Raw genomic sequence first — 25,056 nt, forward strand, 5'->3', positions numbered from 1 at the left:
CCACCGCGTGGCCCGCCCGGCCCCCCCCGCGGCCGGCGCCCCCACCCCCCCGGACCCCCATGGGGCCGCGCGGCTCCCGGCGGGGGGCCGCCAGATACATCACGCCGTACCCGCAGACGGCGGCAACCGCGGTGGCGACGCCGACTCGGGCGACGCTGCCCCGCGCCACCGGCCCCGCGCCTGCCGTCACCGCGTCGAACGCCGCGTCGGTCACAGCGGCGGGACCCGGGTCGAATACAGCCAGGCCTGCCAGAGCGGTCGCAGCGAAACGTCGGCGTAATTTGCCGCCAGCCCGGTGAAGTCGTCGGTGACGGCGGTGCCGTGCCGGTACCGGGTGGTCCAGTCCTGAAGCAGCGCGAAGAACTTCCGGTCGCCGATCGCGCCCCTGAGGGCGTGCAGGGTCAAGGCGCCGCGCTTGTAGACCCGGTCGTCGAACATGTCGCGGGGACCCGGGTCGGACAGCAGCAGGTCCTGATTGGCGACCAGCAGGCGCTGATGGTGTTGGCGGGCGAGGTCGGCTGCGCTGCGGCCGCCGGAGTGCTCGGACCACAACCATTCGGCGTAGCAGGCGAAGCCCTCGTGCAGCCAGATGTCACGCCAGCGCCGCGCGGTGACGCTGTTGCCGAACCATTGGTGGGCCAATTCGTGGGCGATCAGCCGCTCCGAGCCGCGGGTGCCGTCACAGTGGTTGGCTCCGAAGATCGAAACACTCTGGGCCTCAAGGGGAATCTCCAGCAGATCGTCGGTCACCACGACGGTGTAGCCCGCGGCGAACGGGTAGGGGCCGAACAGCTTGACGAAGAGCTTCATCATCGCCGGCTGGCGGGCGAAGTCGTGATCGAACTGCGCACGCAGCCGAGCCGGGAGGACGGCCTGCATGCGCACCGGGGCCTTGGGAAGCTGTCTGGTCTCGTACATCCCGATCTGCACGGTGGCCAGATAGGTCGACGTCGGCTCGGGCTGTTCGTAGGTCCAGACGGTGTGGCCGGCCCGGACCCGCCGGGAGACGAGTTCACCCGGGGCCAGTGCGTGGTACGGGCTGTCGGTGCTGATCGAGATCCGGTAGCTGGCTTTAGAACTCGGGTGGTCGTCGCAGGGAAACCACGTCGGCGAGCCGTTGGGCTGTCCGGCGACCAGTGCCCCGTTGGAGAGCTCCTCGAACCCGACCTCCCCCCAGATCGTCCGGATCGGCCGCGGTGTGCCGCCGTAGCGGATCGCGATCGACATCGCCGATCCGGCCGGCAGCGCCGCGGGCAGCCGGATCCTGAGCTTGCCCGCCGACGAGGCGAAACCCGCCGGGCGCCTGCCGTTCACGGTGACCTTGCTGACGGCGAGCGTGTCCGCCAGGTCGAGGGTGAACGTCTGCAGTGAGGCCAGGGTGACGGCGGTGATGGTCGCCGCGCCGCTGAGCCGGTTGCTCGCGACCTTGTATTCCAGATCGAGCTCGTATCGCGACACCCGGTAGCCGAAGTTGCCGTTGTGTGGCAGGTACGGGTCGATGACCGGTGGTCCGCTGCGTTTCTTGGCCGGAGTCTTCACGCGGCTCGGCTTCCGGCCTTGGCGCGCCGGCGCCGGCGGGAAAGCGTCCAGGGCGCAATGGGATTGCCCTGCCAGCGTGTCGACGGGGGCACCTCGTCGCCGCGCATCACCAGCGATGCCGGACCGACGGTCGCCCCTGCGCCGATCCGGCTCGCGGGCAGGGCCACGCAGTGCGGGCCCAGTGTCGCGCCGTTCTCCAGGACCACGGTGTCCATCCGCATGATCCGGTCGTGGAACAGGTGGGTCTGCACCACACAGCCGCGGTTGACGGTGCTGCCGTCGCCCAGGGTCACCAGATCGGCCTCGGGCAGCCAGTAGGACTCGCACCACACCCCGCGGCCGATCCGCGCGCCTAGGGCGCGCAGCCACAGGTTCATCACCGGCGTGCCGCTGGCGGCGCGGGCGAACCACGGCCCGGCCACCGTTTCCACGAACGCGTCGGCGACCTCGTTGCGCCACACGAAAGATGACCACAGGGGTCTTTCGCCGGCCCGGATACGCCCCACCAGAAGCCATTTCGCGGCTACCGCGGTGATTCCGGCGACCGCCCCGGCGATCAGCAGAACCGGCCCGCAGGCAAGCGCGGCCCACAGGTAACCGCCGTGCAGGACCGCCGCCTGCAGCGCGGCGAGGGTCATGACCCCGATCGCGAAGGTGACGACCATCGGAACCAGACGGCACGTCTCCACCGCGCCGCGGGCGAGTTTGAGCCGCAGCGGCGGGTCGTAGGTCAGTTCCAGGTCGGCGCTCTCGGCCTGCCGGCGAAGCCGGATCGGCGGGCTGCCCAACCAGGACGAACCGGTCTTCGCCTTGGTCGGGGTGGCCGACAGCACGGCCACCAGGCCGTCGTCGGGAACCCTCCGTCCCGGCTGGGTGATCCCGGAGTTACCCAGGAAGGCACGCTTGCCGACGGTGGCCTGCGCGACATGGATCCATCCGCCGCCGAGTTCGTAAGACGCCACCATGGTGTCGTCGGCCAGGAAGGCGCCGTCCTCGACCACGGTGAACTTCGGGGTCACCAGCGCGGTGGAGATCTCGGTGTTGCGTCCCACCCGGGCGCCGAGGATCCGCAGCCACAGCGGGGTCAACAGCCCGGCGTAGAGCGGGAACAGGTAGTTGCGGGCGGCATCCATCAGCCGTTCGGTGCTCCACAGCTGCCACCCGGCCCGGCTTCGCACGGGGTGGTAACCCTCCTTGAGCCCGACCGACATCGCCCGCACCCCGATCACCGTGAGCACCCCGTAGACCACGGCCGCGACCAGGGTGGCCACCGGGATCCACGGCGCGGCCGCCCGGGCCGCCTCGGCGAGGGTCGCGGTGTCGCGGACCGTCCAGGCCAGCAGCGCCAGTCCGGAGCCCAGCGCCGCCAGGGGCAGTGCGCCCAGCAGCATCGAGGACATCCCGTAGACGGCGACCCAGTGCGCCGCACGGCGCGGGCGGCTGTCCGGCCACGGATGGCGTGCCTTGCCCGACTTCACCGCCGGCGAGCCCTTCCAGTACTGGCCGCTCTTGACCTTGCCCACGACAGCCGAACCCGCAGCGACGTCGGCGTCCTTGCCGACCACCGCGCCGGGCAGCAGAGTGGTCCGCGCGCCGACGGTGGCGTCGTTGCCGACGCTGATCGGCCCGACATGGAAGAGGTCGCCGTCGATCCAGTAGCCGGTGAGGTCGACCTCGGGTTCGATCGAGCTGCGATGACCGAGTGTGAGCATTCCGGTGACCGGGGGAGCGGAGTGCAGGTCGACACCCTTACCGACCGAATTACCCAGTGCCCGTGCGTAATACACCAACCAGGGCGCTCCCGCGAGGTTTTCCGCACCGCTGGAGTCGGCCAGTCGCTCGGCCAGCCACACCCGCAGATGCACCGAACCGCCGCGGGGATAGGTTCCCGGCTTCAGGCCCCCCAGCAGCGTGCGGGCGCCCAGCACCGCGATACCCATCCGGCCGACCGGGGTGATGAACACCGCGAACGCCACGGCGACGACCCACCAGGGGATCGTGACCAGCCACGGCAGCGGATGCACCCCTGCGGCGATGTTGTTGATCAGCGCCAGCCAGGTCACCCACTGCAGCCCGGTCAGGGCCGCCAGCGGAAGCGTCAGCGCCACCTGGGCGGCCCGGGCGGCGGCCGGCATCGGGGCCACCGTCCGCGGGGGGACCTCCGGCGCGTCGGTCTGCTCGGCGGCCATCTCGTCGAGGAAGCCCGCCAGGGAACCCAGCCGGGGGTGGTCGTAGAGATGGGCGACGGTCATCGCGGGAAAGCGCGGGCGCAGCGCCACGACCAGCTGGGCGGCGGACAGCGACCCGCCGCCGAGGGCGAAGAAGTCCGCCTCGGGTCCGTCGACGACGGTTCCCAGGACGTCCTGCCACTGCCCGGCGAGCCAGCCCATGGTGCCGCCGAGTTGGGAGCCGACGTCGGGCACGTCGCCGGGCGGCGGCCAGGGCAGCGCGTCGCGGTCGACCTTTCCCGATGTCCGGGTGGGAAGCTCGTCGACGAGGACCAGGCGCGGAACCAGGGCGGCGGGCAACGCCTCCGCCAACTGCGCGCGCGCAGCGCCCAGATCGAAACCCGGATCCGCCGAGGCGATGTAGCCAACCAGAACCGGTGTGCCGCTTGCAGTTTTACGCACTGCCGCCGCGCCGCCGCTGACACCGGCCAGGTGGACCAGCGCCGCGTCGACCTCGCCGAGTTCGATACGGCGTCCGCCCACCTTCACCTGGTCGTCGGCGCGGCCCTGGAAGTACAGGCCGTCCGGTTCCAGCCGCACGAGGTCACCGCTGCGGTAGGCGCGCTGCCAGCCCAGTGTCGGCATCGGCGCGTACTTCTCGGCGTCCTTGGCCGGGTCCAGGTAGCGGGCCAGCCCGACCCCGCCGATCACCAGTTCACCAACCTCGCCGATCCCCACCGGGGCGCCGGTCTGGTCGACCACCGCCAGATCCCAGCCGGACAGCGGCAGCCCGATACTGACCGGGGACTGCCCGGTCAGCCGGGCGCCGCAGGACACCACGGTGGCCTCGGTGGGTCCGTAGGTGTTCCACACCTCCCGGCCGTCGACCGCCAGACGCTCTGCCAGATCCGGCGGGCAGGCCTCTCCGCCGAAGATAAGCAACCGCACCGCCTCCAGCGCCTCCGCCGGCCACAGTGCGGCCAGGGTCGGCACGGTGGACACCACGGTGATGTCCCGCGACACCAGCCAGGGACCCAGATCCATCCCGCTGCGCACCAGGGCCCGGGGTGCGGGCACCAGACAGGCGCCGTGGCGCCACGCCAGCCACATCTCCTCACAGGACGCGTCGAAGGCGACGGACAGCCCGGCCAGCACCCGGTCCTCCGGGCCGATCGGGCTGTCCTGCAGGAAGGTCCGGGCCTCGGCGTCGACGAAGGCCGCCGCGTTGCGGTGGGTGACGGCGACGCCCTTCGGCGTGCCGGTGGAGCCCGAGGTGAAGATGATCCAGGCGTCGTCGTCGGCCCGCGGCGGGCCGGCGCTCCAGCCGCGCGACGAACCCGGACCGCGGACCAGGCCCGACTCGGTGATCACGCCCGCCACCCCGGCCTCGGAGAACACCAGTTGCGCGCGCTCGTCGGGATCGTCGGCGTCCACCGGTACATAGGCGGCGCCCGCGGCCAGCGCCGAGAGGATTGCCAGGTACAGCGAGTAGCTGCCGGAGGCCATCCGGATCCCGATCCGGTCGCCCCGGCCGATACCGCGTGCGGCCAGCCACCGGACCCCCGCCGCGACATCCACGACCACCTCGCCATAGGTCAGCTGGACTTCACCGTCGTCGATCGCCGCGGCGTCCGGGTAGCGGGCGGCGGTCTCGTGCAGGATGTCGACCAGCGTCCGCGGTGGGGGTGCGTGTTCGGAGAGCAGGTACTGGGCGGGAATTGCGGGCATCGCCAGGAATCCTAGGGTGGCCCGGTCGCCGGTGCCGCTGTCTCGGTCGGACGTCAGACACCGGGCATGAGACACTGGGCGCGCAGAGGGGAGTATTCCTTCGCCGCGGTGTCGTCACCACGTCGGCCGTCTGCCGGCCGTCCGGTTCCGCGGGCCGGCCCACCAGGTCTTGGGTCGGCGGGAGAGACCTCGGGCGCGTTAGTCGACACCCGGGAGGTCTGCCCAGTGAACGTATCCGGTGCCGAGTGGGGTGCAACCCTGGCGCTGACGCTGGCCGTGCTGGGTGTCGACGTGCTGGTGTTCGCCCGCCGGGCCCACGAGCCCAGCCGCCGCGAATGCATAACCGCCCTGAGCGTCTATGTCGGGCTCGCGCTGGTCTTCGGAGCGTGGGTGTGGAACGTCCACGGCAGCCGGTTCGGGCTGGAGTTCTACGCCGGCTGGCTCACCGAGTACAGCCTCTCGGTGGACAACCTGTTCATCTTCATCATCATCATGGCCAGCTTCAAGGTTCCCAAGAAACTTCAGCAGCAGGCACTGCTGATCGGCATCGTGCTCGCCCTGGTATTCCGGGGAGTCTTCATCGGGCTCGGGGCCGTTGCCATCCAACGGTTTTCGTGGATCTTCTACATCTTCGGGGCCTTCCTGGTCGTCACCGCGATCCGGCTGGCTCGCGACACCGAACACAGCGACGACGCGGACAACGCCGTCGTCCGCTTCGCCAAGACCTACCTCAACACCACCGACTCCTGGCACGGACTGAAGCTCTACGTCAAGCGTGGCCGCAAAAGGGTGATGACGCCGATGTTCCTGGTGATCGTCGCGCTGGCCACCACCGACCTGCTGTTCGCCGTCGACTCGATCCCGGCCATCTACGGGCTCACCCAGGAGCCCTACCTGGTGCTCACCGCCAACGTCTTCGCGTTGATGGGCCTGCGGCAGTTGTACTTCCTGCTCGGCGATCTGCTCAACCGGCTGGTCTACCTGTCCCAGGGCCTGGCGTTCATCCTGTTCTTCATCGGGGTCAAGCTGATCCTTCACGCGTTGCACGAGAACACGTTGCCGTTCATCAACGGCGGGCGGGCACTCAACGTGCCCGAGATCCCCACCCTGCTCAGCCTGGCGGTGATCCTGCTGACCCTGCTTGTGACCATGGTGGCCAGCCTGGCCAAGACGCGGATGGACGCACGCGACTGAAAGCGCCTGCGGTCAGGCCCAGTTGTCGTAACCGCCGGCCGGACCGAGCATCCGCTCGAGCCGGCTGCGGTTGAGTTTGGCGATCTCGTTGCGCAGCACCTTGCGCTCGGTCTCGGCGTCGTTGTGCATGCGGTCTGCGATCGCGGCGACGACCGCCGAGACCGGGCAGTCCGGACCGACGTGCATGACGAACTCGAAGCCGAACTTGCCGGCATAGCTGCGGGCGGAGCTGTCCAGCAGCCCCATGACGCCGGGGCGTTCGTCCCAGACCGCGCAGTGCTCGGATTGCGAGCGGACACTGCCGGGCCGGCTGCCCACCTTCGGATAGGACTGCAGGATTCCGTCGATGGAGTTCTCCGGCAGCGCGAACAGCAGAGTATCGGCCCTGCGGAACAGGGAACCCCGGTCGGGATAGGGCCGGCCCTTGGCGAGGTCCCCGGCCATGGCCACGCTGTTGCAGCACTCGTAGAGCGCGTGCACGGCCCTGCGGGTCGGCATGTCGTTGAAGGCGTCAAGCCCGATGCCCTGGTGCATCAACACATCCGTGATCATGGACAACCCAGGGCACACCCGGGTTACCGCGGGTTACGGCCAGGAAAACTCTTCGGAGTGGGGGTCAGTGCCCCTCGGCGGCGAAGCGCTGCCGGGAGCGCTCCACCTCGGCCTCGGCCTCGGCGCGGCCCACGAAGTCGGCGCCCTTGACGTGCTTGCCCGGCTCGAGGTCCTTGTAGTGCACGAAGAAGTGCTTGATCGCCTCGAGCTCGAAGGGCGGTACGTCGGCCAGGTCGTTGATGTGGTCCCAGCGCGGGTCGCCGGCCGGCACGCAGACCACCTTGTCGTCCCCCCCGGCCTCGTCGACCATCTGGAACATCGCCACCGGCCGGGCCTCGACGATCACCCCGGGGTGAACCGACTCCGGCAGCAGCACCAGCGCGTCGAGCGGGTCGCCGTCCTCACCGAGGGTGTCCTCGATGAATCCGTAGTCGGCGGGGTAGCCCATCGGCGTGTACAGGTAGCGGTCGAGCCGCAGGCGGCCGGTTTCGTGGTCCACCTCGTACTTGTTGCGCTGGCCCTTCTGGATCTCGATGGTCACGTCGAATTGCACAGCGCGGCTCCTTCTACTGTCCGGTCGCCCCCTCGCGACGAGACACAACCCTAGCGAGGGATTCGCACCTTCACGGCCTCGTTGGGCACAATGAGACCCGAAACCTAGGAGAGGCATGCTTCGCAGACCCCGGCGCGTCAGCCACGTCGCGCTCGCCGCTGCGGTGATCGCGCTGGTCGCCGTGGTCGTCGCGGCGGCTGCACTGCTGACCTCGGGTGGCAGGAGCAATGCCTCGGCACCGGCTCCGCGACCGCCGGCCACCTCCAAACCGGCGCTGGTGCCGCTGACCGACGCGGCCGGGGTGCCGACCACCGGCGGCATGACCGCGGCCCTGGCCGCCGCCGTGGCCAATCCGAATCTGGGCAACCTGACCGGGCGGATCACCGACGCCATGACCGGAAAGCAGATCTGGGAGCAGCGCGCCAACGTGCCCATGCAGCCGGCGTCGACCAACAAGCTGCTGACCGCTGCCGCCGCGCTGCTCACCCTCGAACGCAACACACGGGTGACGACGACGGTGCAGGCCGCCGACCAGACCCGGATGCCGGGCGTGGTGGTCCTGGTCGGCGGCGGCGACCCGACCCTGTCGGCGGCGCCGCCGGGCACCCAGACCTGGTACCGGGGCGCGGCCCGGATCTCCGACCTGGCCGACCAGGTCCGCAAGAGCGGGCTCACCCCGACGGCGGTCCAGGTCGACACGTCACTGTTCAGCGGCCCCGACATGGCACCCGGCTGGGATCCCGACGACATCGCCGGCGGCGACATCTCGCCGATCCAGTCGGTGATGCTCGACGCCGGGCGCATCCAGCCCACCACCGAGGAGTCCCGGCGCTCGCCCACACCGGCCCTCGACGCCGGACGCGCTCTGGCCTTCGCTCTCGGCGTGGATCCGGCGAAGGTCACCTTCGCGCCGGGCCCCGCCGGCGGGCGGCAGCTTGCCGCGGTGCAGTCCGCGCCGCTGATGGAGCGGCTGACTCAGATGATGAACGCCTCGGACAACGTGATGGCCGAGACGATCGGCCGCGAGGTGGCCAGAGCCACCGGCCGGCCGTCGAGTTTCGCCGGCTCGGTGGATGCCGTCGTCGGCAAGCTGTCGGCGTCCAACATCGACATGACCGGGGCGGCGCTGGTGGACTCCAGTGGCCTCTCGGTGGCCAACCTGCTCACCGCCAACACCCTCGACGGAGTGGTCAACGCCGCCGCCGGAACCGATCAGCCCGCCCTGCGCCCATTGCTGGACATGCTGCCGGTGGCCGGTGGCAGCGGCACCCTCTCGGACCGCTTCTACAGTTCGGACCCGAAGAAGTCCTCAGCCGGCTGGCTGCGGGCCAAGACCGGATCACTGACCAAGACCAACGCCCTGGCCGGGATAGTCACCGACGTCAGCGGCCGAGTGCTCAGCTTCGCCCTGATCTCCAACAACGCCGGGATGGAGGGCCGAACCAGACTCGACGCGCTGGTGGGGATCCTGCGCACCTGCGGCTGTGGCTCATGAGCCGATCCGGCAAGCTATTCGGCTGTGGCTCATGAGCCGATCCGTCAAGTGCCCGAGCCCTCCCAACTGACCCTGGGCCGCGCGGTCGACTGGCAGTTCGCCGCCGCGGTCGGCGCGCGTCTGGCCCGGCCGGGTCCACCCGCGAGCGACTACACCCGCCGCCAGGCCATCGACGACCGCGCCGAAGCGGCCGTCACCGCCGAGGGGCCGGTCCGCGACGTGACCGGACTGACCGGCGGCGCCCCGGCGTCGCAAGCGCGGATCGTCGACCGCCAGCAGTGGGTCCGGGCCGCCTCGGATTCCATGCGGGTGATGACCGGCGGCGCGGAGGGTCCGGGCAATGCGATCGCCGGCCGGGTCACCGGAGCACAGACCGGTGCCGTGCTGGCGTTCATCTCGTCCGGCATCCTCGGCCAGTACGACCCGTTCGCCGGCGGGGAGAACGGCCGTCAGGGTGCTCTGCTTCTGGTCTACCCGAATGTCATCGCCGCCGAGCGTCAACTTCGGCTGTCTCCCAAGGACTTCCGGCTGTGGGTGTGCCTGCACGAAGTGACACATCGGGTCCAGTTCACCGCCAATCCCTGGCTTACTGTGCACATGTCGCGAGCACTCGAAGTGCTGACGTCCGAGCGCACCGACGATGTGGGCCAGGTGGTGGGCCGGCTTGCCGAGTTCGTCAGGGACCGCCGCCGGTCATCCGGCGACGTCAGCGACAGCGGGGTGCTCGGACTGATGCGCGCGATCCAGTCCGAGCCGCAGCGCGCCGCGCTGGACCAGCTGCTGGTGCTGGGCACGCTGCTGGAAGGCCATGCCGACTACGTGATGGATGCCGTCGGGCCGGCCGTGGTGCCATCGGTCGGCCTCATCCGCCGTCGATTCAACGACCGGCGGGAACGCAGACAGCCGCCGCTGCAACGGGTGGTGCGGGCGCTGCTGGGCGTCGACGCCAAGCTCAGCCAGTACACCCGCGGCCGGGCTTTCGTCGACCATGTCGTGGACAAGGTGGGGATGGCGCGGTTCAACGCGGTCTGGTCCGGTCCGGAGACCCTGCCGCTGCCCGGCGAGATCGAGAGTCCGCAGCGGTGGATCGACCGGGTTCTCTAGACGCGCTGCACTCGGTGGTGGCCGAGTTCGGCACCGCCCGGCTGGCCGGTGCGCCGTCCTGGTGCGTGGCGCTCTCCGGCGGACCCGACTCGCTGGCGTTGACGGCCGTCGCGGCCAACATCCGCCCCACCACCGCACTGATCGTCGACCACGGACTGCAGCCGGGTTCCGCCTCGGTGGCCGAGACGGCCCGGCAGCAGGCGATGCTGCTCGGCTGTGTGGCGACCCAGGTGCTGCGGGTCGATGTCGGCACCGCAGGCGGCCCGGAAGCGGCCGCCCGCGCCGCCCGTTACAGCGCGCTCGACGCCGCCCGCGAGGGGGCGCCGGTACTTCTCGCGCACACCCTCGACGATCAGGCCGAGACGGTTCTGCTCGGCCTGGGCCGGGGCTCGGGCCCCCGGTCCATCGCCGGGATGCGACCGAGCGACCCGCCGTGGTACCGCCCGCTGCTGGGGGTCAGGCGCCGCGACACCCACGCCGCCTGCGCCGAACTGGCCCTGACGCCCTGGGACGACCCGCACAACCGCGACCGGCGGTTCACCCGGGTGCGACTTCGCGCCGAGGTTCTCCCGTTGCTCGAGGACGTGCTCGGCGGCGGCGTTGCCGAGGCGCTGGCGAGGACCGCGGCGTCGCTGCGCGAGGACACCGACGCGTTGGACGCGCTGGCCGAAGCCGACCTGGCCGACGCGACGTCCGGCGGACGACTCCAAATCGGCCGCATCTCGGGGCTTCCCGCCGCGCTGCGCCGGCGGGTTATCCGGGCATGGCTGCTGGCCGGAGGAGCCACCGACCTCACCGACGGGCAAATCCGCGCGGTGGACGCGCTGGTGACCGCATGGCGGGGCCAGGGCGGCGTGGCCGTGGGGTGCGGGAGTCCGCGCACCCGTCTTTTCGCCGAGCGGCGCGAGGCGACTCTGACACTGCGCACCGAACCGGTTCCGTTGTCCTGAGGATGCCGGCATGGCACGCTGTGGGCGTGTCAGCGCATGAGCTGTATGCCGGGGACATCAAGTCGGTTCTGGTATCCGAAGAGCAGATCCGGACCCGGACCGGCGAACTCGGCGCGAACCTGGGCCGCGACTACGCCGGCACCAGCGAGGACCTGCTGCTGGTCACCGTGCTGAAGGGCGCGGTCATGTTCGTCACCGACCTGGCGCGGGCCATTCCCCTGCCGACCCAACTCGAGTTCATGGCGGTCAGCTCCTACGGATCGGCGACGTCGTCCTCCGGTGTGGTGCGCATCCTCAAGGACCTCGACCGCGACATCGCCGACCGCGACGTCCTCATCGTCGAGGACATCGTCGACTCCGGTCTGACGCTGTCCTGGCTGCTGCGCAACCTGTCCAACCGTCACCCCAAGTCCTTGCGCGTGTGCACCCTGCTGCGCAAGCCCGATGCGGTGCGCACCGACGTCGAGATCTCCTACGTCGGCTTCGACATCCCCAACGAGTTCGTCGTCGGCTACGGCCTGGACTACGCAGAGCGCTACCGCGATCTGCCCTACATCGGCACCCTGGACCCGAAGGTCTATCAGCCCTGACGCCCCGGGTTCCACCCGCGCAGGGCTAGGTGAGTTCCCAGACCGCCCTCACCGCGAAGTTGACGGTCTGCTGTCCCGGTTGCAGCGGCATGTCGGCCATCGCGCCCTGCGGGGCGGGCATCGGCCCGGGCGGACTCGCATCGGCCGTCTCGGAGATCGAGATCACCTTGCCCAGTGACAGCCCGGCGAGGTCGGCGTACTGCTGGGCGCGGTTGCGGGCGTCCTCGAAGGCGCGGGCGCGGGCGTCGCTGACCAGTTTGGAGTCGTCCTGGATCGAGTAGGTCACCGAGTTGATCCGGGTGGCGTTGCCGCCGGCGTTGACCACTGAGTTGAGCGCGCCGGGTGCCGCGTCCAGGCGACGGATCGTGACCGCGATCGAGTGGGCTGCGCGGTAGCCGGTGATCGCCGAGTTGTCGCCGTACTGCGGCTGGACGTTGACAGTGGTGGTGCTGATGTCCTTGGCGTCGATCCCGCCGCGGGTGAGGGCGTCGATGACCGCCTGCTGGCGTTCGTTGGCCTGGTTCATCGCCGCGGTGACGTCCGGGGCGATCACCTCGATACCCACATCGGCGGTCAGGGTGTCCGGATCTCCCTGAACCTTGCCCGACCCCACCACCGTCACTTCCCGCGGGTTGGCCTGAACCGGCGGCGCCGAGTCGCAGCCCGACACCGCCACGACGGCCAAAGCCGCTGCGGCGCAGGCGGTCAGGCGACGGGACAGTGTGGTTCGGGGCGATGGGGCGATTCGGGGCGGCGGGGCCATGAACACACGGTAGCGCGCGATCGCCGGGGTCAACCCCAGCTCAGCGGTGAGAGGAATTCGAGTAGTTCGGCGTTGATCTCCGCGGCCCGCTCCTGCTGGATCCAGTGTCCGGCGCCGTCGAGCATCACCTCCCGGTAGGGGCCCGTCACCAACTCCCGGGCCCGGCCGGTCTTGGTGAAGTTCAGCACCGGGTCGGCGGTCCCGCCGACGAACAGCGCCGGCACGTCGATGGTGGCTGCCGCCGGGGATCCCATGATGTGCCAATTCCGGTCGAAGTTCCGGTACCAGTTCAGCGCCCCGGTGAAACCGGTGCGGGTGAACTCCGTGACGTAGTGGTCGAGTTCCCCGGCGCTCAGCCAGTCGGGCAGCCGGTCGGGCTCGGGCAGCCGGTCGATGAAACCCGCCGGCCCGGGCGCCAGCATCCGCAGCGCCGCGGCCTGGTCTGCGGGCATCTGCATGCCGGCCAACAGCCGCAGCATGGTGCGGCGGGGGTCGGCCGCCATCTCGGCGTCGGCGACCCCGGGCTGCTGGAAGTAGAGGATGTAGAAGAAGTTGTCGCCGAAGATGCGGCCGAACGCCTCGGTCGGCGGCGTCTGCGGCCGCGGCACCGGCGGGAAACTCAAGCCGGCCACGGCCGCGAACCGGTCCGGGTGCAGCAGCGGCGCGTTCCAGGCGACCATCGCCCCCATGTCATGGCCGACGATCGCCGCCCGTTCGGCGCCGACCGAGTCCAGCAGCGCGGTCAGGTCCCCGGTCAGCGCGGTGATGTCATAGGCCTCGACCGCCTCCGGGCGCGACGATCCGCCGTATCCGCGCTGGTCGGGAGCCAGCACCCGGTAGCCGGCCGCGGCCAGCGCCGGGATCTGGTGACGCCAGGAGAACGCCGATTCGGGGAAGCCGTGAGCCAGGAGCACCACCGGGCCGTCCTGCGGGCCGGCGTCGAGCACCCGCAGTCGCACCCCGTTGACGTCGACCAACCGCGGCTGCACGGCCATCAGCCAAGCACGAACGAATCGGTGACGGAAACCCGGAGGGCACCGCCCGTCGTTGGGCTAGCGGTAGCCTTAGAGATTCGCGCACGGAAGGACGGGGCCCCCGGGCGGGGGCGAATTCTCAATGAACCGTAAAAACGTTGTCCGCACCCTGACGGTGATCGCCGCGGTGCTGCTGCTGGGCTGGCTGTTCCTGTATTTCAACGACGACACCCGCGGCTTCAAGCCGGTCGACACCTCGGTGGCGGTCGCCCAGATCAACGCCGACAACGTCAAGCTGGCCCAGATCGACGACCGCGAGCAGCAGGTCCGCCTGGAACTGAAGGCCGGCAACGGCGACACCGGCGACGCCACCAAGGTGATCGCCAAGTACCCCACCGGCTACGCGGTCCCGTTGTTCGACGCGTTGAACTCCAAGAACATCAAGACCAACACCGCCGTGAACCAGCCCAGCGTGCTGGGATCGCTGCTGGTCTACATGCTGCCGCTCATCCTGCTCGTCGGGCTTTTCGTGCTGTTCTCCCGGATGCAGACCGGCGGCCGGATGGGATTCGGATTCGGTAAGTCGCGGGCCAAGCAGCTGTCCAAGGACATGCCCAAGACCACCTTCGCCGACGTCGCCGGCGCCGACGAGGCCGTCGAGGAGCTCTACGAGATCAAGGACTTCCTGCAGAACCCGGCCCGCTACCAGGCGCTGGGCGCGAAGATCCCCAAGGGCGTTCTGCTCTACGGCCCGCCCGGCACCGGCAAGACCCTGCTCGCCCGCGCCGTCGCGGGAGAGGCGGGCGTGCCCTTCTTCACCATCTCCGGCTCGGACTTCGTCGAAATGTTCGTCGGCGTGGGCGCCTCGCGGGTGCGCGACCTCTTCGAGCAGGCCAAGCAGAACTCCCCGTGCATCATCTTCGTCGACGAGATCGATGCCGTCGGACGTCAGCGCGGGGCCGGCCTCGGCGGCGGCCACGACGAGCGCGAGCAGACCCTCAACCAGTTGCTGGTCGAGATGGACGGCTTCGGCGAACGCCAGGGTGTCATCCTGATCGCCGCCACCAACCGCCCCGACATCCTCGACCCGGCCCTGCTGCGTCCCGGCCGCTTCGATCGCCAGATCCCGGTGTCCACACCGGATCTGGCCGGCCGCAAGGCGGTGCTGCGGGTGCACGCCCAGGGCAAGCCGCTGTCCCCGGACGCCGACCTCGACGGCCTGGCCAAGCGGACGGTCGGCATGTCCGGTGCCGACCTGGCCAACGTGATCAACGAGGCGGCGCTACTGACCGCCAGGGAGAACGGCACCATCATCACCGGGGCCGCCCTGGAGGAGGCTGTCGACCGGGTGATCGGCGGCCCGCGGCGCAAGGGCCGGGTGATCAGCGAGACCGAGAAGAAGATCACCGCCTACCACGAGGGCGGCCACACCCTGGCCGCCTGGGCGATGCCCGATATCGAGCCGATCTACAAGGTCACCATCCTGGCCCGCGGCCGTACCGGCGGTCATGCGGTTTCGGTGCCCGAGGACGACAAGGGCCTGATGACCCGCTCGGAGATGATCGCCCGGCTGGTGTTCGCGATGGGCGGGCGCGCCGCCGAGGAACTGGTGTTCCGCGAGCCCACCACCGGCGCGGTGTCCGACATCGAACAGGCCACCAAGATCGCCCGCGCCATGGTGACCGAGTACGGAATGAGCGCCAAGCTCGGTGCGGTGCGCTACGGCACCGAGCACGGCGACCCGTTCCTCGGCCGCACCATGGGCACCCAGGCCGACTACAGCCACGAGGTGGCCCGCGACATCGACGACGAGGTCCGCAAGCTCATCGAGGCCGCGCACACCGAGGCGTGGGCGATCCTCACCGAATACCGTGACGTGCTCGACATCCTCGCCGGCGAACTGCTGGAGAAGGAGACCCTGCACCGCGCCGAGCTGGAGGCGATCTTCTCCAACGTGCGAAAGCGTCCGCGCCTGACGGTGTTCGACGATTTCGGCGGACGCATCCCGTCGGACAAACCGCCGATCAAGACCCCCGGCGAACTGGCCATGGAGCGCGGCGAGCCGTGGCCGCGGCCGATGCCCGAGCCCGCCTTCAAGCAGGCCATCGCCCAGGCCACTGCGGCCCACCAGGCCCAGGGCCCCAACGGCAACGGCGCGCACCCCGGCGAGCAGCACAGTGCACCGCGGGCCGGACGTCACCATGCGCCCGGCGGCGGCTCGACCCAGCCCGACTACGGGGCCCCGTCGGGATGGCGTGCCCCGGGCTGGCCGCCGCCGCAGCAGCACCAGGGCCACTGGTATCCGCCACCGCCCGGATGGGGCCAGCAGCCGCCGCAGCACGGCCAGCACGGCTACCCGCCGCGTCCGGCGCCGGCCGCGCCCGGGCCGCCGGACGATTCCGGCGAGGATGCCGGCCGCCCCGACCACTCACGCTGACGGACGGAGTCCCATGCCCGAGCGCGACTCGATCACGCTGGAAACCCCGATGTTCGACCAGGACCGTGCCGAGGCCGCCGTCCGGGAGTTGCTGATCGCCGTCGGGGAGGATCCCGAACGTCAGGGCCTGCAGCAGACCCCGGCCAGGGTTGCCCGCGCCTTCCGGGAGATGTTCGCCGGCCTCTACACCGACCCGGATGCGGTGCTGGACACCACCTTCGACGAGCAACACGACGAGTTGGTTCTGGTCAAGCAGATCCCGATGTACTCCACCTGCGAGCATCACCTGGTGGCCTTCCACGGCGTAGCCCACGTGGGCTACATCCCCGGCGCGGACGGCCGGGTGACGGGGCTGTCGAAACTGGCGCGCGTGGTCGATCTGTACGCCAAACGCCCGCAGGTCCAGGAACGGTTGACCGGCCAGATCGCCGATGCGGTGCTGCGCAAACTCAAGCCGCGGGGCGTGATCGTCGTGATCGAGGCCGAGCATCTGTGCATGGCCATGCGCGGTGTGCGCAAGCCGGGTGCCGTCACCACCACCTCGGCTGTTCGCGGACTCTTCAAGACCAATGACGCATCTCGGGCCGAGGCGCTGGATCTCATCCTCCGCAAGTGATCGACGACGTAGATCCCCGGGTCGCTTCGCTCCTGCCCGCCGGTGCAGATCCCCGGGTCGCTTCGCCCCTGGTGATGGGAGTGGTCAACGTCACCGACGACTCCTTCTCCGACGGCGGACGCTACCTCGATCCGGTTCGCGCCGTCGAGCACGGCCTGTCGCTGACGGCCGACGGAGCCGCGATCATCGACGTCGGCGGTGAGTCCACCCGTCCCGGCGCCACTCGGATCGACGCCTCGGTGGAAAGTGCCCGGGTCGTCCCGGTGGTCAAGGAGCTTGCTGCGCAAGGCATCACAGTCAGTATCGACACGATGCACGCCGCAGTGGCGCAGGCGGCGCTGGATAACGGGGCCGCCATCGTCAACGATGTCAGCGGCGGCCGGGCGGATCCCGACATGGCCGGCGTCGTGGCGAGCGCCGGGGTGCCCTGGGTATTGATGCACTGGCGGTCGGTCGACGCGCGGCAGACGCACGACGTCCCGTGCTACTCCGATGTGGTCGCCGAGGTTCGCGACGAACTCATGGCCGGCGTCGACGCCGCGGTGAGCGCCGGGGTGGACCCCGGCAAGCTGATCATCGACCCCGGCCTCGGATTCGCCAAGGCGGCGCAACACAACTGGCTGCTGCTGCGTGCGCTGCCCGAGTTCGTCGCCACCGGAATACCGGTCCTGGTCGGAGCCTCACGCAAACGTTTCCTCGGCGCGTTGCTGGCTTCGGCGGATGGCGCGCCGCGGCCCCCGGATGGGCGGGAGGCGGCCACCGCTGTCGTCTCCGCGCTGGCCGCGATACACGGCGCGTGGGGTGTGCGGGTTCACGACGTGCGTGCCAGCGTCGACGCGGTGAAGGTGGCACAAGCATGGCAGAACCCCTCCGGTGCAAGGGATTCCGATGGCTGACCGCATCGAATTGCGCGGCCTGACCGTGCGCGGCAATCACGGCGTGTTCGAGCACGAGCGGCGCGACGGCCAGGACTTCGTCATCGACATCACAGTTTGGATCGACCTGGCCGACGCCGCGGCCAGCGACCACCTCGACGACACCTACGACTACGGCGTACTCGCGCAGCGTGCGGCGGACATCGTCGCGGGGCCCGCGCGCAACCTCATCGAGACCGTCGCCGCCGAGATCGCCGAGGACGTGATGTCCGACGCCCGCGTGCACGCGGTCGAGGTCGTCGTGCACAAACCCGGCGCGCCCATCCCGCTGGCCTTCGCCGACGTCGCGGTGGTCGCCCGCCGATCCCGGCGCGGTGGTCGCGGCCGGATCGTCCCGGCATCGACGTGACCCGGGTCGTGCTGTCCATCGGATCCAACCTCGGCGACCGGCTGGGCCGCTTGCAGGCCGCTGTCGACGGGATCGGCAACGCGGTGCTGGCGGTGTCCCCGGTCTATGAGACCGATGCCTGGGGCGGGGTCGAGCAGGGCCCCTTCCTGAACGCGGTGCTGATCGCCGACGACCCCGGCTGCGACGCGACGGGCTGGCTGCGCCGGGCCCGACAACTGGAGAACGACAACCAGCGGGTGCGATCCCGCAAATGGGGGCCGCGCACCCTCGACGTCGACCTGGTCTGCTGCCACGACGGCGATGCGGAGGTCTCCTCGGACACCGAGGACCTGCGACTGCCGCACCCGTTCGCCCATCAGCGGGCGTTCGTGCTGATCCCCTGGCTGGCCGCCGACCCGAACGCCGAACTCACCGTCGACGGCCTGCGACGACCGGTTCGCCGTCTGATCGACCAGCTCGACCCCGCCGAACGCGCCGGGGTGCGGCCGACCGCCCTCGAGCTGACCCGCCCACCGGAAGCGCGCTGATGGGCCTCACCCGCAGGCGGGACCTGGCCGCCGCGGTCCTGGCCGCGGGGGTTCTTGGCTACCTGGCGCTCCACCTGCTCTACCGGTACTTCCCGCCGATAACGCTCTGGACCGGGCTGTCACTGTTGGCCGTCGCGGCCGCCGAGGCATGGTGGGCGGCGTCGGTGCGCGGCCGGATACGGGAGGGACGGATCGGCGTCGGAGCCGGCCGGCTGCACCCGCTGGCCGTGGCCCGCACGGTGGCGGTGGCCAAGGCCTCCGCGTGGGCAGGCGCGGTGATGCTGGGGTGGTGGGTCGGCGTGGTTGCCTACCTTCTTCCCCGGCGCTCCGAACTCAGGGTCGCAGCGTCCGACCTGCCGGGCGCGCTGGTGGCCGCCCTCAGCGCGCTGGCGCTTGTGATCGCCGCGATGTGGCTGCAGAACAGCTGCAGATCCCCGGGCGAGCCGAGCGGCGCCGACGACGAGGTCGACGAGTAGACGGACGGCGAATCGCCGCAGCTTGTCGCGCCGGGCAAGAACTTTCGACGCGGTACAGTGCTGCCCATGACCGTTCCGTCCCGCGGCGCCCGGACCCGGCGCGGCGGCCGCGGGCCGGGGTGGATCTTGTTGACCGCGCTGCTGGTGCTGGCCATCCTGGCCAGTGCCACTCTGGTGTTCACCAACCGGGTCGAGCTACTGAGACTGGCTGTGATCCTGTCGCTGTGGGCCGCTGTGGTGGCGGCGTTCGTCACGGTGATCTACCGGCGGCAGAGCGAAGTCGCCCAGGCCCGCGCGCGCGACATGAAGTTCGTCTACGACCTTCAGTTGGACCGGGAGATCTCGGCCCGACGCGAGTACGAGATGTCCGTGGAGGCGCGACTGCGCCGTCAGCTGTCGCGGGAGGGCGTCCAGGCGGCCGATGAGATGGCCGCGCTGCGGGCCGAGCTGGCTTCACTGCGCTCCCACCTCGAGGTGATGCTCGGCACCGATCTCGGTCAACGCCCGGCGCTGGAGGGCGAGCGCGTTGCGATGCCGATGCCGCCACCGCCGGGCCGGGTGGAAAGCAGCCGGGTCACGATGGTCGCCGAGGAGGTCATCACCGTCGTCGAGGAATCGATCATCGACGTGCCGGAGGAGCCGCTGGAGCCCGAGCCCGAAGTGGCGCTGCCGCCGGTGGAGCCGCGGGTCCGCGAACACCGAGGCGCTCCCTGGCCGTCCGCCCCCCGGCCCGTGCGTGCGCCGTATCCACCACCACCACCACCGGCGCCCCCGCAGCCCGAGGGTCCGTGGCGGCCGCCCGAGGCGCGACCGGGCCGGCACGCCTCCGCCGCGGCCGGGCAGCAGCGGATCCCCGAGGTCGACCCCGAGCCCCTGCGCGCCCGGCACTCGGGGCCGTCCGGCCCGCAGTCCGTCCCCGGGCGGCACCGGGGTCAGGGGACGCCCGCCGAACCCGAGCCGACCGGGCCGCCCCCCGCTGCCGAGTCCGCAGACGAGCCGGCCGGACAGCACTCCGCGGGTCAGTCGATCTCCGACCTGCTCTCGAAGTTCAACGTGACCGGTCCGGTCGGCGGCGGCGGCCGGCGTCGCCGGAAAGACTGAGACCGGAAGCTAAACTCACAACAAACCGTCCGGTACTCGCCGCGGGACCGGAACGAACCACGTCAGCGAGGTCGTCTGGATGGGGACCCCCAACGGCTTGCGTCCGGCCCGGCTCAAAGTGGGCATCATCTCCGCCGGGCGGGTGGGCACCGCCCTGGGCGCCGCCCTCGAGCGTGCCGAGCATGTGGTTGTGGCGTGCAGTGCGATCTCCGCCGGGTCCCGTCGACTGGCCGAGCGCCGACTTCCGGATACGCCCGTGCTGCCGGTGCCCGAGGTCGCCGACAGCGCCGAGTTGCTCCTGCTGACCGTCCCCGACTCCGAACTTTCCGGCCTGATCGGCGGGCTGGCCGCCACCGGCGCGGTGCGCCGGGGGACCATCGTGGCCCACACGTCCGGCGCCAACGGCGTTGCGGTCCTCGCCCCGTTGACCGAGCTGGGCTGCATTCCGCTTGCGATCCACCCGGCTATGACCTTCACCGGGGCCGATGAGGACATCGCCAGGCTGGCGGACGCCTGCTTCGGGATCACCGCCGCCGATGACATCGGCTACGCCATCGCACAGTCGCTGGTTCTGGAGATCGGCGGTGAGCCGTTCGGGGTCCGGGAGGAGGCCCGCACCCTCTACCACGCGGCGCTGGCCCACGGGAGCAACCACGTCGTCACCCTGGTCGCCGACGCCCTCACCGCCCTGCGCGCGGCGCTGACCGGTCAGGAACTGCTGGGTCAGGAGGCCGTCGGTGACGCCCCCGGCGGTCTTGCCGAGCGGGTCATCGGGCCGCTGGCCAGAGCCGCTCTGGAGAACACGCTTCAGCGCGGCCAGGCCGCCCTGACCGGACCGGTTGCCCGGGGCGACGCGGCGGCGGTCGCCGCCCACCTGGACGCCCTGGACGGCGTGGATCCCGAACTGGCGCAGGCATATTGCGCGGACTCGCTGCGAACCGCGCAGCGAGCGCATGCCCCCGAGGAGGTCTGTGCGGTGTTGACCGGCTGGTCGAGGTCCCGAGGGCCGCGCCGATGAGCGCCAGGGGTCCGCAGTTCAGCGCGGGGGAGTTGAACGTCTACCCGACGCCGCACGCGGTGTCGGAGGTCAGCAAGGCGCTTCGGCACACCGGCCGGCGGGTGATGCTGGTCCCCACCATGGGGGCCTTGCACGAGGGTCACCTCGCTCTGATCAAGGCCGCCAGGCGGGTGCCCGGTTCGGTGATCGTGGCATCCATCTTCGTCAACCCGCTGCAGTTCGGCGCCGGCGAGGACCTCGAGGCCTACCCCCGCACGCTCGATGCGGATCTGGAGATGCTCGCCGCCGAGGGCGTCGAGGTGGCGTTCACACCGACGCCTTCGGTGATGTACCCGGACGGCCCGCGAACCAGCGTCCATCCGGGCCCGCTGGGCTCCGAACTCGAGGGCGCGGCGCGGCCCGGCCACTTCTCCGGTGTGCTCACCGTCGTTCTCAAGCTGCTGCAGATCGTGCGACCGGACCGGGCTTTCTTCGGTGAGAAGGACTACCAGCAGCTGGTCCTGATCCGGCAGATGACCGACGACCTCAACGTCGGTGTGCGGATCGTCGGCGTGCCCACCGTTCGCGAGCCCGACGGCCTGGCGATGTCGTCGCGCAATCGCTACCTGACCCCGGACGAGCGTGAACAGGCCAGCGCCCTGTCCTCGGCGCTGCTGGCCGGGACCTACGCCGCCGGCGGCGGTCCCGCCGCCGTCGTGGACGCGGCTCGCGCGGTGCTCGACGAAGTGCCCGCGATCACCACCGACTACCTGGAGTTGCGGGGGCCCTGGTTGGAGCCGAACCCGACCGTCGGGCCGGCCCGGCTGCTGGTGGCCGCGCGCCTCGGTCGCACCCGCCTGCTGGACAACATCTCGATCGAACTGCCCGACGGCACTGCCGCGCCGGAGCCGAATCATGAAATGGCCTGGAGGAACTGATGTTCCGGACCATCCACGGGGCAGGAAGCTGAGCTGTGCTGCTTGCCATCGACGTCCGCAACACCCACACCGTGGTGGGTGTGATCACCGGTTCGGGAGATCACGCCAAGGTGGTGCACGACTGGCGGATCCGCACCGAGCCCGAGGTGACCGCCGACGAATTGGCCCTGACGATCGAGGGCCTCATCGGCGACGACTCCGAACGACTGACCGGCGTGACGGCGCTGTCGACGGTCCCTTCGGTTCTGCACGAGGTCCGGGTGATGGTCGAACAGTACTGGCCGGCAGCCTCGCACGTCCTCATCGAACCCGGCATCCGAACCGGGATCCCGCTGCTCGTCGACAACCCCAAAGAGGTGGGGGCTGACCGAATCGTCAACTGCCTGGCCGCCTACGCCAAGTTCAAGACCGCCGCCATCGTCGTCGACTTCGGCTCGTCGATCTGCGTCGACGTGGTTTCGGCGAAGGGCGAGTTCCTCGGCGGTTCCATCGCACCCGGTGTCCAGGTGTCCTCCGACGCCGCGGCCGCCCGGTCGGCGGCGCTTCGCCGCGTGGAACTGACCAGGCCGCGCTCGGTGGTCGGCAAGAACACCGTGGAGTGCATGCAGTCCGGCGCCGTCTTCGGATTCGCCGGTCTGGTCGATGGACTGGTCACCCGCATCCGCGAGGACGTCGACGGATTCGCCGGCAGCGACGTCGCGGTGGTGGCGACCGGCCACAGCGCCGCGCTGATGCTGCCCAACCTGCACACCGTCGACCACTACGACAAACACCTGACCCTCGACGGGCTTCGGATGGTCTACGAGCGCAACCAGGAGGGCCCGCGCGCGCGGACCAGGCCCGCCGACTGAGCCCCTCCGGTCGCCCGCCCGTCAAAAGGCCATTTAAGCTGGCACGTCGTGAGCGATGCCGACGCAATCGATGCCGACGTCCCCGAGCAGTTCCGGATTCGGCAGGGCAAGCGGCAGCGCCTGCTCGACGAGGGCCGGCAGGCCTACCCGGTCGAGGTCCCGCGCACGCACACTCTCGCCGAGATCCGCGCCGCCCACCCCGACCTCGCGGCCGACACCGGCACGGGTGAGGTGGTGGGGGTGACCGGCCGGGTGGTGTTCTCCCGCAATTCCGGAAAGCTCTGCTTCGCCACCCTGCAGGAGGGCGACGGCACCCAGCTGCAGGCCATGATCAGCCTGGCCGGCGTCGGTGAGGAGGCGCTGGAGGCCTGGAAGACCGACGTCGATCTCGGTGACATCGTTTTCGTCCACGGCGAGGTGATCAGCTCCCGCCGCGGGGAGTTGTCGGTGCAGGCCGACTCCTGGCAGATGGCCGCCAAGGCCTTGCGGCCGCTGCCGGTGGCGCACCGGGAGATGAGCGAGGAGGCGCGCGTCCGGCAGCGCTACGTCGACCTGATCGTGCGCCCCCAGGCCCGCACCGTCGCCCGCCAGCGAATCGCCGTCGTTCGAGCCGTGCGCAACGCCCTGGAACGCCGCGGATTCCTCGAGGTGGAGACGCCGATGCTGCAGACCCTGGCCGGGGGCGCCGCGGCGCGGCCGTTCGTCACCCATTCCAATGCCCTCGATGCCGACCTGTACCTGCGAATCGCCCCGGAACTGTTCCTCAAGCGCTGTGTGGTGGGTGGTCTGGAAAAGGTTTTCGAACTCAATCGCGTGTTCCGCAATGAGGGGGCGGATTCCACCCATTCCCCCGAATTCGCCATGCTGGAGACCTATGAGGCGTGGGGCACCTACGACGATTCCGCGCTCATGACTCGCGAGCTCATTCAGGAGGTCGCAGACGAGGCGCTGGGCACAAGGCGGGTCGAACTACCGGACGGCTCCATCTATGACCTCGACGGTGAATGGCCGTCGGTTCAAATGTATCCCTCCTTATCCGAAGCCCTCGGCGAGGAAATCACTCCCGGGATTTCGGCGGAATATCTGCTCGGCATTGCCGACCGTCTGGGGGTGGAGATTCCCCGGGACCGCGGATACGGCCACGGAAAGATCGTCGAAGAATTGTGGGAGCACTGCGTCGGCGGTGCTTTATGGGCGCCGACTTTCGTCAAGGACTTCCCGGTCGAGACGACGCCGCTGACCCGCGAGCACCGCAGCATCGCGGGGGTTACCGAGAAATGGGACCTTTACGTGCGAGGAATCGAGCTTGCCACCGGTTATTCCGAGTTGGTCGACCCGGTGACCCAGCGGGAGCGGTTCGCCGCCCAGGCCCGGGCAGCGGCCGCCGGGGACGACGAGGCCATGGCGCTCGACGAGGATTTCCTGGCTGCCATGGAATATGCCATGCCACCCACGACCGGAACCGGAATGGGAATCGACAGGCTCCTTATGGTGCTCACCGGCTTGTCAATTAGGGAGACGGTTTTGTTCCCGATTGTCCGCCGCCACGGTAACTGAACTCGCCGATTAGTTAATTCTTGTCCTTTCCCGGATTTGTGTGGCACATTATTGGTCAGGGGCGAGCGTCAGCGCCGAGACTTTCCACAGAAGGACCTAAAAGGTATGGCCAAAAAAGTAACCGTCACCCTCGTCGACGATTTCGACGGTGAAGGTCCAGCCGACGAGACTGTCGAATTCTCCATTGACGGCGTGAGTTATGAGATCGACCTGTCGGCCAAGAACGCGAAGAAAATACGGGACGATTTCAAGCACTGGATCGATGCCGGCCGCCGGGTCGGGGGCCGGCGCCGCGGGCGTTCGGGGTCCGGTCGGGGCGGTCGCGGTTCGATTGACCGCGAGCAGAGTGCGGCGATCCGGGAATGGGCCCGCCGCAACGGCCACAAGGTGTCCACCCGCGGACGGATCCCGGCCGAGATCATCGAGGCTTTCCACGCCGCCACCTGAGGCGACCGGAGCATCCGTCACCCTCTCGTCACCGTTGTTTCGCTCCCCGCGAAGGGCCTGGCCGCAGTAACGGGAAACGAATCCGCCTCCCGCGGCGTTGCACTGCTGTGTCCGCGCTGACGGTCGGGTCGGCAGGCAGGGGAGAGCACCCCTGCGCAACGCCCACTAGAGTGGTCATTCAGGTGTCCGGCGACTATCCCGGCACCAGGTGATGG

General features: G+C 70.0%; 23 protein-coding genes and 1 pseudogene. 17 read left to right on the forward strand and 7 right to left on the reverse strand.

Going from position 1 to position 25,056, the window contains the following annotated elements; all coding sequences use genetic code 11:
* From ACKOQ4_RS03860 to ACKOQ4_RS03870, 3 genes and pseudogenes are all read right to left on the reverse strand, one after another.
* A pseudogene (locus ACKOQ4_RS03860) lies at positions 1 to 214 on the reverse strand (hypothetical protein); the annotation flags it as partial.
* Complete coding sequence (locus ACKOQ4_RS03865) at positions 211 to 1,539, reverse strand: M1 family metallopeptidase (RefSeq protein WP_526289001.1); 1,329 nt, start codon at positions 1,537 to 1,539, stop codon at positions 211 to 213. The pseudogene ACKOQ4_RS03860 and the gene ACKOQ4_RS03865, both read right to left, overlap by 4 nt.
* Complete coding sequence (locus ACKOQ4_RS03870; protein ID WP_526289003.1) at positions 1,536 to 5,435, reverse strand: Pls/PosA family non-ribosomal peptide synthetase; 3,900 nt, start codon at positions 5,433 to 5,435, stop codon at positions 1,536 to 1,538. Before ACKOQ4_RS03870 ends, ACKOQ4_RS03865 begins: the two co-directional genes overlap by 4 nt.
* A 225-nt stretch (positions 5,436 to 5,660) precedes the next feature.
* On the opposite strand from ACKOQ4_RS03870, the gene ACKOQ4_RS03875 reads away from it, so the two are divergent.
* Complete coding sequence (locus ACKOQ4_RS03875) at positions 5,661 to 6,629, forward strand: TerC family protein (protein WP_526289005.1); 969 nt, start codon at positions 5,661 to 5,663, stop codon at positions 6,627 to 6,629.
* Between the two features lie 12 nt (positions 6,630 to 6,641).
* Here ACKOQ4_RS03875 and ACKOQ4_RS03880 read toward each other — a convergent pair whose 3' ends face one another.
* Together ACKOQ4_RS03880 and ACKOQ4_RS03885 are read right to left on the reverse strand one after the other, a co-directional pair.
* Positions 6,642 to 7,169: a 2-oxo-4-hydroxy-4-carboxy-5-ureidoimidazoline decarboxylase gene (locus ACKOQ4_RS03880; RefSeq protein ID WP_526289007.1), complete on the reverse strand. Its 528-nt coding sequence runs from the start codon at positions 7,167 to 7,169 to the stop codon at positions 6,642 to 6,644.
* Between the two features lie 76 nt (positions 7,170 to 7,245).
* Entirely contained in the window at positions 7,246 to 7,734 is a 489-nt protein-coding gene (locus ACKOQ4_RS03885; protein WP_526289009.1) for an inorganic diphosphatase, read from the reverse strand.
* A 115-nt stretch (positions 7,735 to 7,849) separates the two neighbouring features.
* Here ACKOQ4_RS03885 and dacB point away from each other — a divergent pair, with 115 nt between their 5' ends.
* Genes dacB through hpt form a run of 4 tightly spaced genes read left to right on the forward strand, consistent with a single transcriptional unit; the run spans position 7,850 to position 11,873 of the window.
* Positions 7,850 to 9,229: a D-alanyl-D-alanine carboxypeptidase/D-alanyl-D-alanine endopeptidase gene (dacB, locus tag ACKOQ4_RS03890; RefSeq protein ID WP_526289011.1), complete on the forward strand. Its 1,380-nt coding sequence runs from the start codon at positions 7,850 to 7,852 to the stop codon at positions 9,227 to 9,229.
* A gap of 48 nt (positions 9,230 to 9,277) precedes the next feature.
* Positions 9,278 to 10,333 carry an Rv3626c family coenzyme F420 biosynthesis-associated protein gene (locus ACKOQ4_RS03895; RefSeq protein ID WP_526289013.1) on the forward strand — a complete coding sequence of 352 codons (1,056 nt, stop codon included), beginning with the start codon at positions 9,278 to 9,280 and terminating at the stop codon, positions 10,331 to 10,333.
* Between the two features lie 5 nt (positions 10,334 to 10,338).
* Complete coding sequence (gene tilS, locus ACKOQ4_RS03900; RefSeq protein WP_526289053.1) at positions 10,339 to 11,283, forward strand: tRNA lysidine(34) synthetase TilS; 945 nt, start codon at positions 10,339 to 10,341, stop codon at positions 11,281 to 11,283.
* A gap of 2 nt (positions 11,284 to 11,285) precedes the next feature.
* Positions 11,286 to 11,873: a hypoxanthine phosphoribosyltransferase gene (gene hpt, locus ACKOQ4_RS03905; RefSeq protein WP_526289015.1), complete on the forward strand. Its 588-nt coding sequence runs from the start codon at positions 11,286 to 11,288 to the stop codon at positions 11,871 to 11,873.
* 25 nt (positions 11,874 to 11,898) lie between these two features.
* On the opposite strand, the gene ACKOQ4_RS03910 is transcribed toward hpt, so the two are convergent.
* Positions 11,899 to 12,636 carry an SIMPL domain-containing protein gene (locus ACKOQ4_RS03910; RefSeq protein ID WP_526289017.1) on the reverse strand — a complete coding sequence of 246 codons (738 nt, stop codon included), beginning with the start codon at positions 12,634 to 12,636 and terminating at the stop codon, positions 11,899 to 11,901.
* Between the two features lie 29 nt (positions 12,637 to 12,665).
* Entirely contained in the window at positions 12,666 to 13,631 is a 966-nt protein-coding gene (locus ACKOQ4_RS03915; protein ID WP_526289019.1) for an alpha/beta fold hydrolase, read from the reverse strand.
* A 121-nt stretch (positions 13,632 to 13,752) separates the two neighbouring features.
* Between ACKOQ4_RS03915 and ftsH the strand changes: the two genes are divergently transcribed.
* From ftsH to lsr2, 12 genes are all read left to right on the forward strand, one after another.
* Positions 13,753 to 16,047 (forward strand): ATP-dependent zinc metalloprotease FtsH, encoded by a 2,295-nt coding sequence (gene ftsH, locus ACKOQ4_RS03920; protein ID WP_526289021.1) that lies wholly within the window; start codon positions 13,753 to 13,755, stop codon positions 16,045 to 16,047.
* A 13-nt stretch (positions 16,048 to 16,060) separates the two neighbouring features.
* The gene (gene folE, locus ACKOQ4_RS03925) at positions 16,061 to 16,663 is read left to right on the forward strand and encodes a GTP cyclohydrolase I FolE (protein WP_526289023.1); all 603 of its coding nucleotides are present in this window, start codon (positions 16,061 to 16,063) and stop codon (positions 16,661 to 16,663) included.
* Positions 16,664 to 16,737: 74 nt separating this feature from the next.
* Entirely contained in the window at positions 16,738 to 17,559 is an 822-nt protein-coding gene (gene folP, locus ACKOQ4_RS03930; RefSeq protein WP_526289055.1) for a dihydropteroate synthase, read from the forward strand.
* Positions 17,552 to 17,947 carry a dihydroneopterin aldolase gene (gene folB, locus ACKOQ4_RS03935; RefSeq protein ID WP_526289025.1) on the forward strand — a complete coding sequence of 132 codons (396 nt, stop codon included), beginning with the start codon at positions 17,552 to 17,554 and terminating at the stop codon, positions 17,945 to 17,947. Before folP ends, folB begins: the two co-directional genes overlap by 8 nt.
* A complete protein-coding gene (gene folK / locus ACKOQ4_RS03940) occupies positions 17,944 to 18,474 on the forward strand; it encodes a 2-amino-4-hydroxy-6-hydroxymethyldihydropteridine diphosphokinase (RefSeq protein ID WP_526289027.1) in 531 nt (176 codons plus the stop codon). Before folB ends, folK begins: the two co-directional genes overlap by 4 nt.
* The gene (locus tag ACKOQ4_RS03945; protein WP_526289029.1) at positions 18,474 to 18,950 is read left to right on the forward strand and encodes a DUF3180 family protein; all 477 of its coding nucleotides are present in this window, start codon (positions 18,474 to 18,476) and stop codon (positions 18,948 to 18,950) included. The genes folK and ACKOQ4_RS03945 overlap by 1 nt, the downstream gene beginning before the upstream one ends.
* A 66-nt stretch (positions 18,951 to 19,016) precedes the next feature.
* On the forward strand, positions 19,017 to 20,051 hold the full coding sequence (locus tag ACKOQ4_RS03950) for a DUF6779 domain-containing protein (RefSeq protein WP_526289031.1): 1,035 nt from the start codon (positions 19,017 to 19,019) through the stop codon (positions 20,049 to 20,051).
* A gap of 79 nt (positions 20,052 to 20,130) precedes the next feature.
* The gene (locus ACKOQ4_RS03955; RefSeq protein ID WP_526289033.1) at positions 20,131 to 21,069 is read left to right on the forward strand and encodes a Rossmann-like and DUF2520 domain-containing protein; all 939 of its coding nucleotides are present in this window, start codon (positions 20,131 to 20,133) and stop codon (positions 21,067 to 21,069) included.
* Positions 21,066 to 21,986: a pantoate--beta-alanine ligase gene (panC, locus tag ACKOQ4_RS03960; RefSeq protein ID WP_526289035.1), complete on the forward strand. Its 921-nt coding sequence runs from the start codon at positions 21,066 to 21,068 to the stop codon at positions 21,984 to 21,986. Before ACKOQ4_RS03955 ends, panC begins: the two co-directional genes overlap by 4 nt.
* A 35-nt stretch (positions 21,987 to 22,021) precedes the next feature.
* Positions 22,022 to 22,837: a type III pantothenate kinase gene (locus tag ACKOQ4_RS03965; RefSeq protein ID WP_526289037.1), complete on the forward strand. Its 816-nt coding sequence runs from the start codon at positions 22,022 to 22,024 to the stop codon at positions 22,835 to 22,837.
* 66 nt (positions 22,838 to 22,903) lie between these two features.
* Positions 22,904 to 24,394 (forward strand): lysine--tRNA ligase, encoded by a 1,491-nt coding sequence (lysS, locus tag ACKOQ4_RS03970; RefSeq protein WP_526289057.1) that lies wholly within the window; start codon positions 22,904 to 22,906, stop codon positions 24,392 to 24,394.
* A 105-nt stretch (positions 24,395 to 24,499) separates the two neighbouring features.
* The gene (gene lsr2, locus ACKOQ4_RS03975; protein WP_526289059.1) at positions 24,500 to 24,841 is read left to right on the forward strand and encodes a histone-like nucleoid-structuring protein Lsr2; all 342 of its coding nucleotides are present in this window, start codon (positions 24,500 to 24,502) and stop codon (positions 24,839 to 24,841) included.
* Positions 24,842 to 25,056: the final 215 nt, after the last annotated feature.

Origin of the sequence: Mycobacterium sp., assembly GCF_046095365.1 — a bacterium.
Taxonomy (GTDB): domain Bacteria; phylum Actinomycetota; class Actinomycetes; order Mycobacteriales; family Mycobacteriaceae; genus Mycobacterium.

What these genes read in the sequence shown, in the direction of transcription:
- ACKOQ4_RS03870 (WP_526289003.1), bottom strand. Translation starts at nt 5,435, where the DNA reads ATGCCCGCAATTCCCGCCCAGTACCTGCTCTCCGAACACGCACCCCCA.
- dacB (WP_526289011.1), top strand. Translation starts at nt 7,850, where the DNA reads ATGCTTCGCAGACCCCGGCGCGTCAGCCACGTCGCGCTCGCCGCTGCG.
- hpt (WP_526289015.1), top strand. Translation starts at nt 11,286, where the DNA reads ATGCCGGCATGGCACGCTGTGGGCGTGTCAGCGCATGAGCTGTATGCC.
- ACKOQ4_RS03910 (WP_526289017.1), bottom strand. Translation starts at nt 12,636, where the DNA reads ATGGCCCCGCCGCCCCGAATCGCCCCATCGCCCCGAACCACACTGTCC.
- ACKOQ4_RS03915 (WP_526289019.1), bottom strand. Translation starts at nt 13,631, where the DNA reads ATGGCCGTGCAGCCGCGGTTGGTCGACGTCAACGGGGTGCGACTGCGG.
- ftsH (WP_526289021.1), top strand. Translation starts at nt 13,753, where the DNA reads ATGAACCGTAAAAACGTTGTCCGCACCCTGACGGTGATCGCCGCGGTG.
- folE (WP_526289023.1), top strand. Translation starts at nt 16,061, where the DNA reads ATGCCCGAGCGCGACTCGATCACGCTGGAAACCCCGATGTTCGACCAG.
- folP (WP_526289055.1), top strand. Translation starts at nt 16,738, where the DNA reads ATGGGAGTGGTCAACGTCACCGACGACTCCTTCTCCGACGGCGGACGC.
- folB (WP_526289025.1), top strand. Translation starts at nt 17,552, where the DNA reads ATGGCTGACCGCATCGAATTGCGCGGCCTGACCGTGCGCGGCAATCAC.
- ACKOQ4_RS03945 (WP_526289029.1), top strand. Translation starts at nt 18,474, where the DNA reads ATGGGCCTCACCCGCAGGCGGGACCTGGCCGCCGCGGTCCTGGCCGCG.
- ACKOQ4_RS03950 (WP_526289031.1), top strand. Translation starts at nt 19,017, where the DNA reads ATGACCGTTCCGTCCCGCGGCGCCCGGACCCGGCGCGGCGGCCGCGGG.
- ACKOQ4_RS03955 (WP_526289033.1), top strand. Translation starts at nt 20,131, where the DNA reads ATGGGGACCCCCAACGGCTTGCGTCCGGCCCGGCTCAAAGTGGGCATC.
- panC (WP_526289035.1), top strand. Translation starts at nt 21,066, where the DNA reads ATGAGCGCCAGGGGTCCGCAGTTCAGCGCGGGGGAGTTGAACGTCTAC.
- lsr2 (WP_526289059.1), top strand. Translation starts at nt 24,500, where the DNA reads ATGGCCAAAAAAGTAACCGTCACCCTCGTCGACGATTTCGACGGTGAA.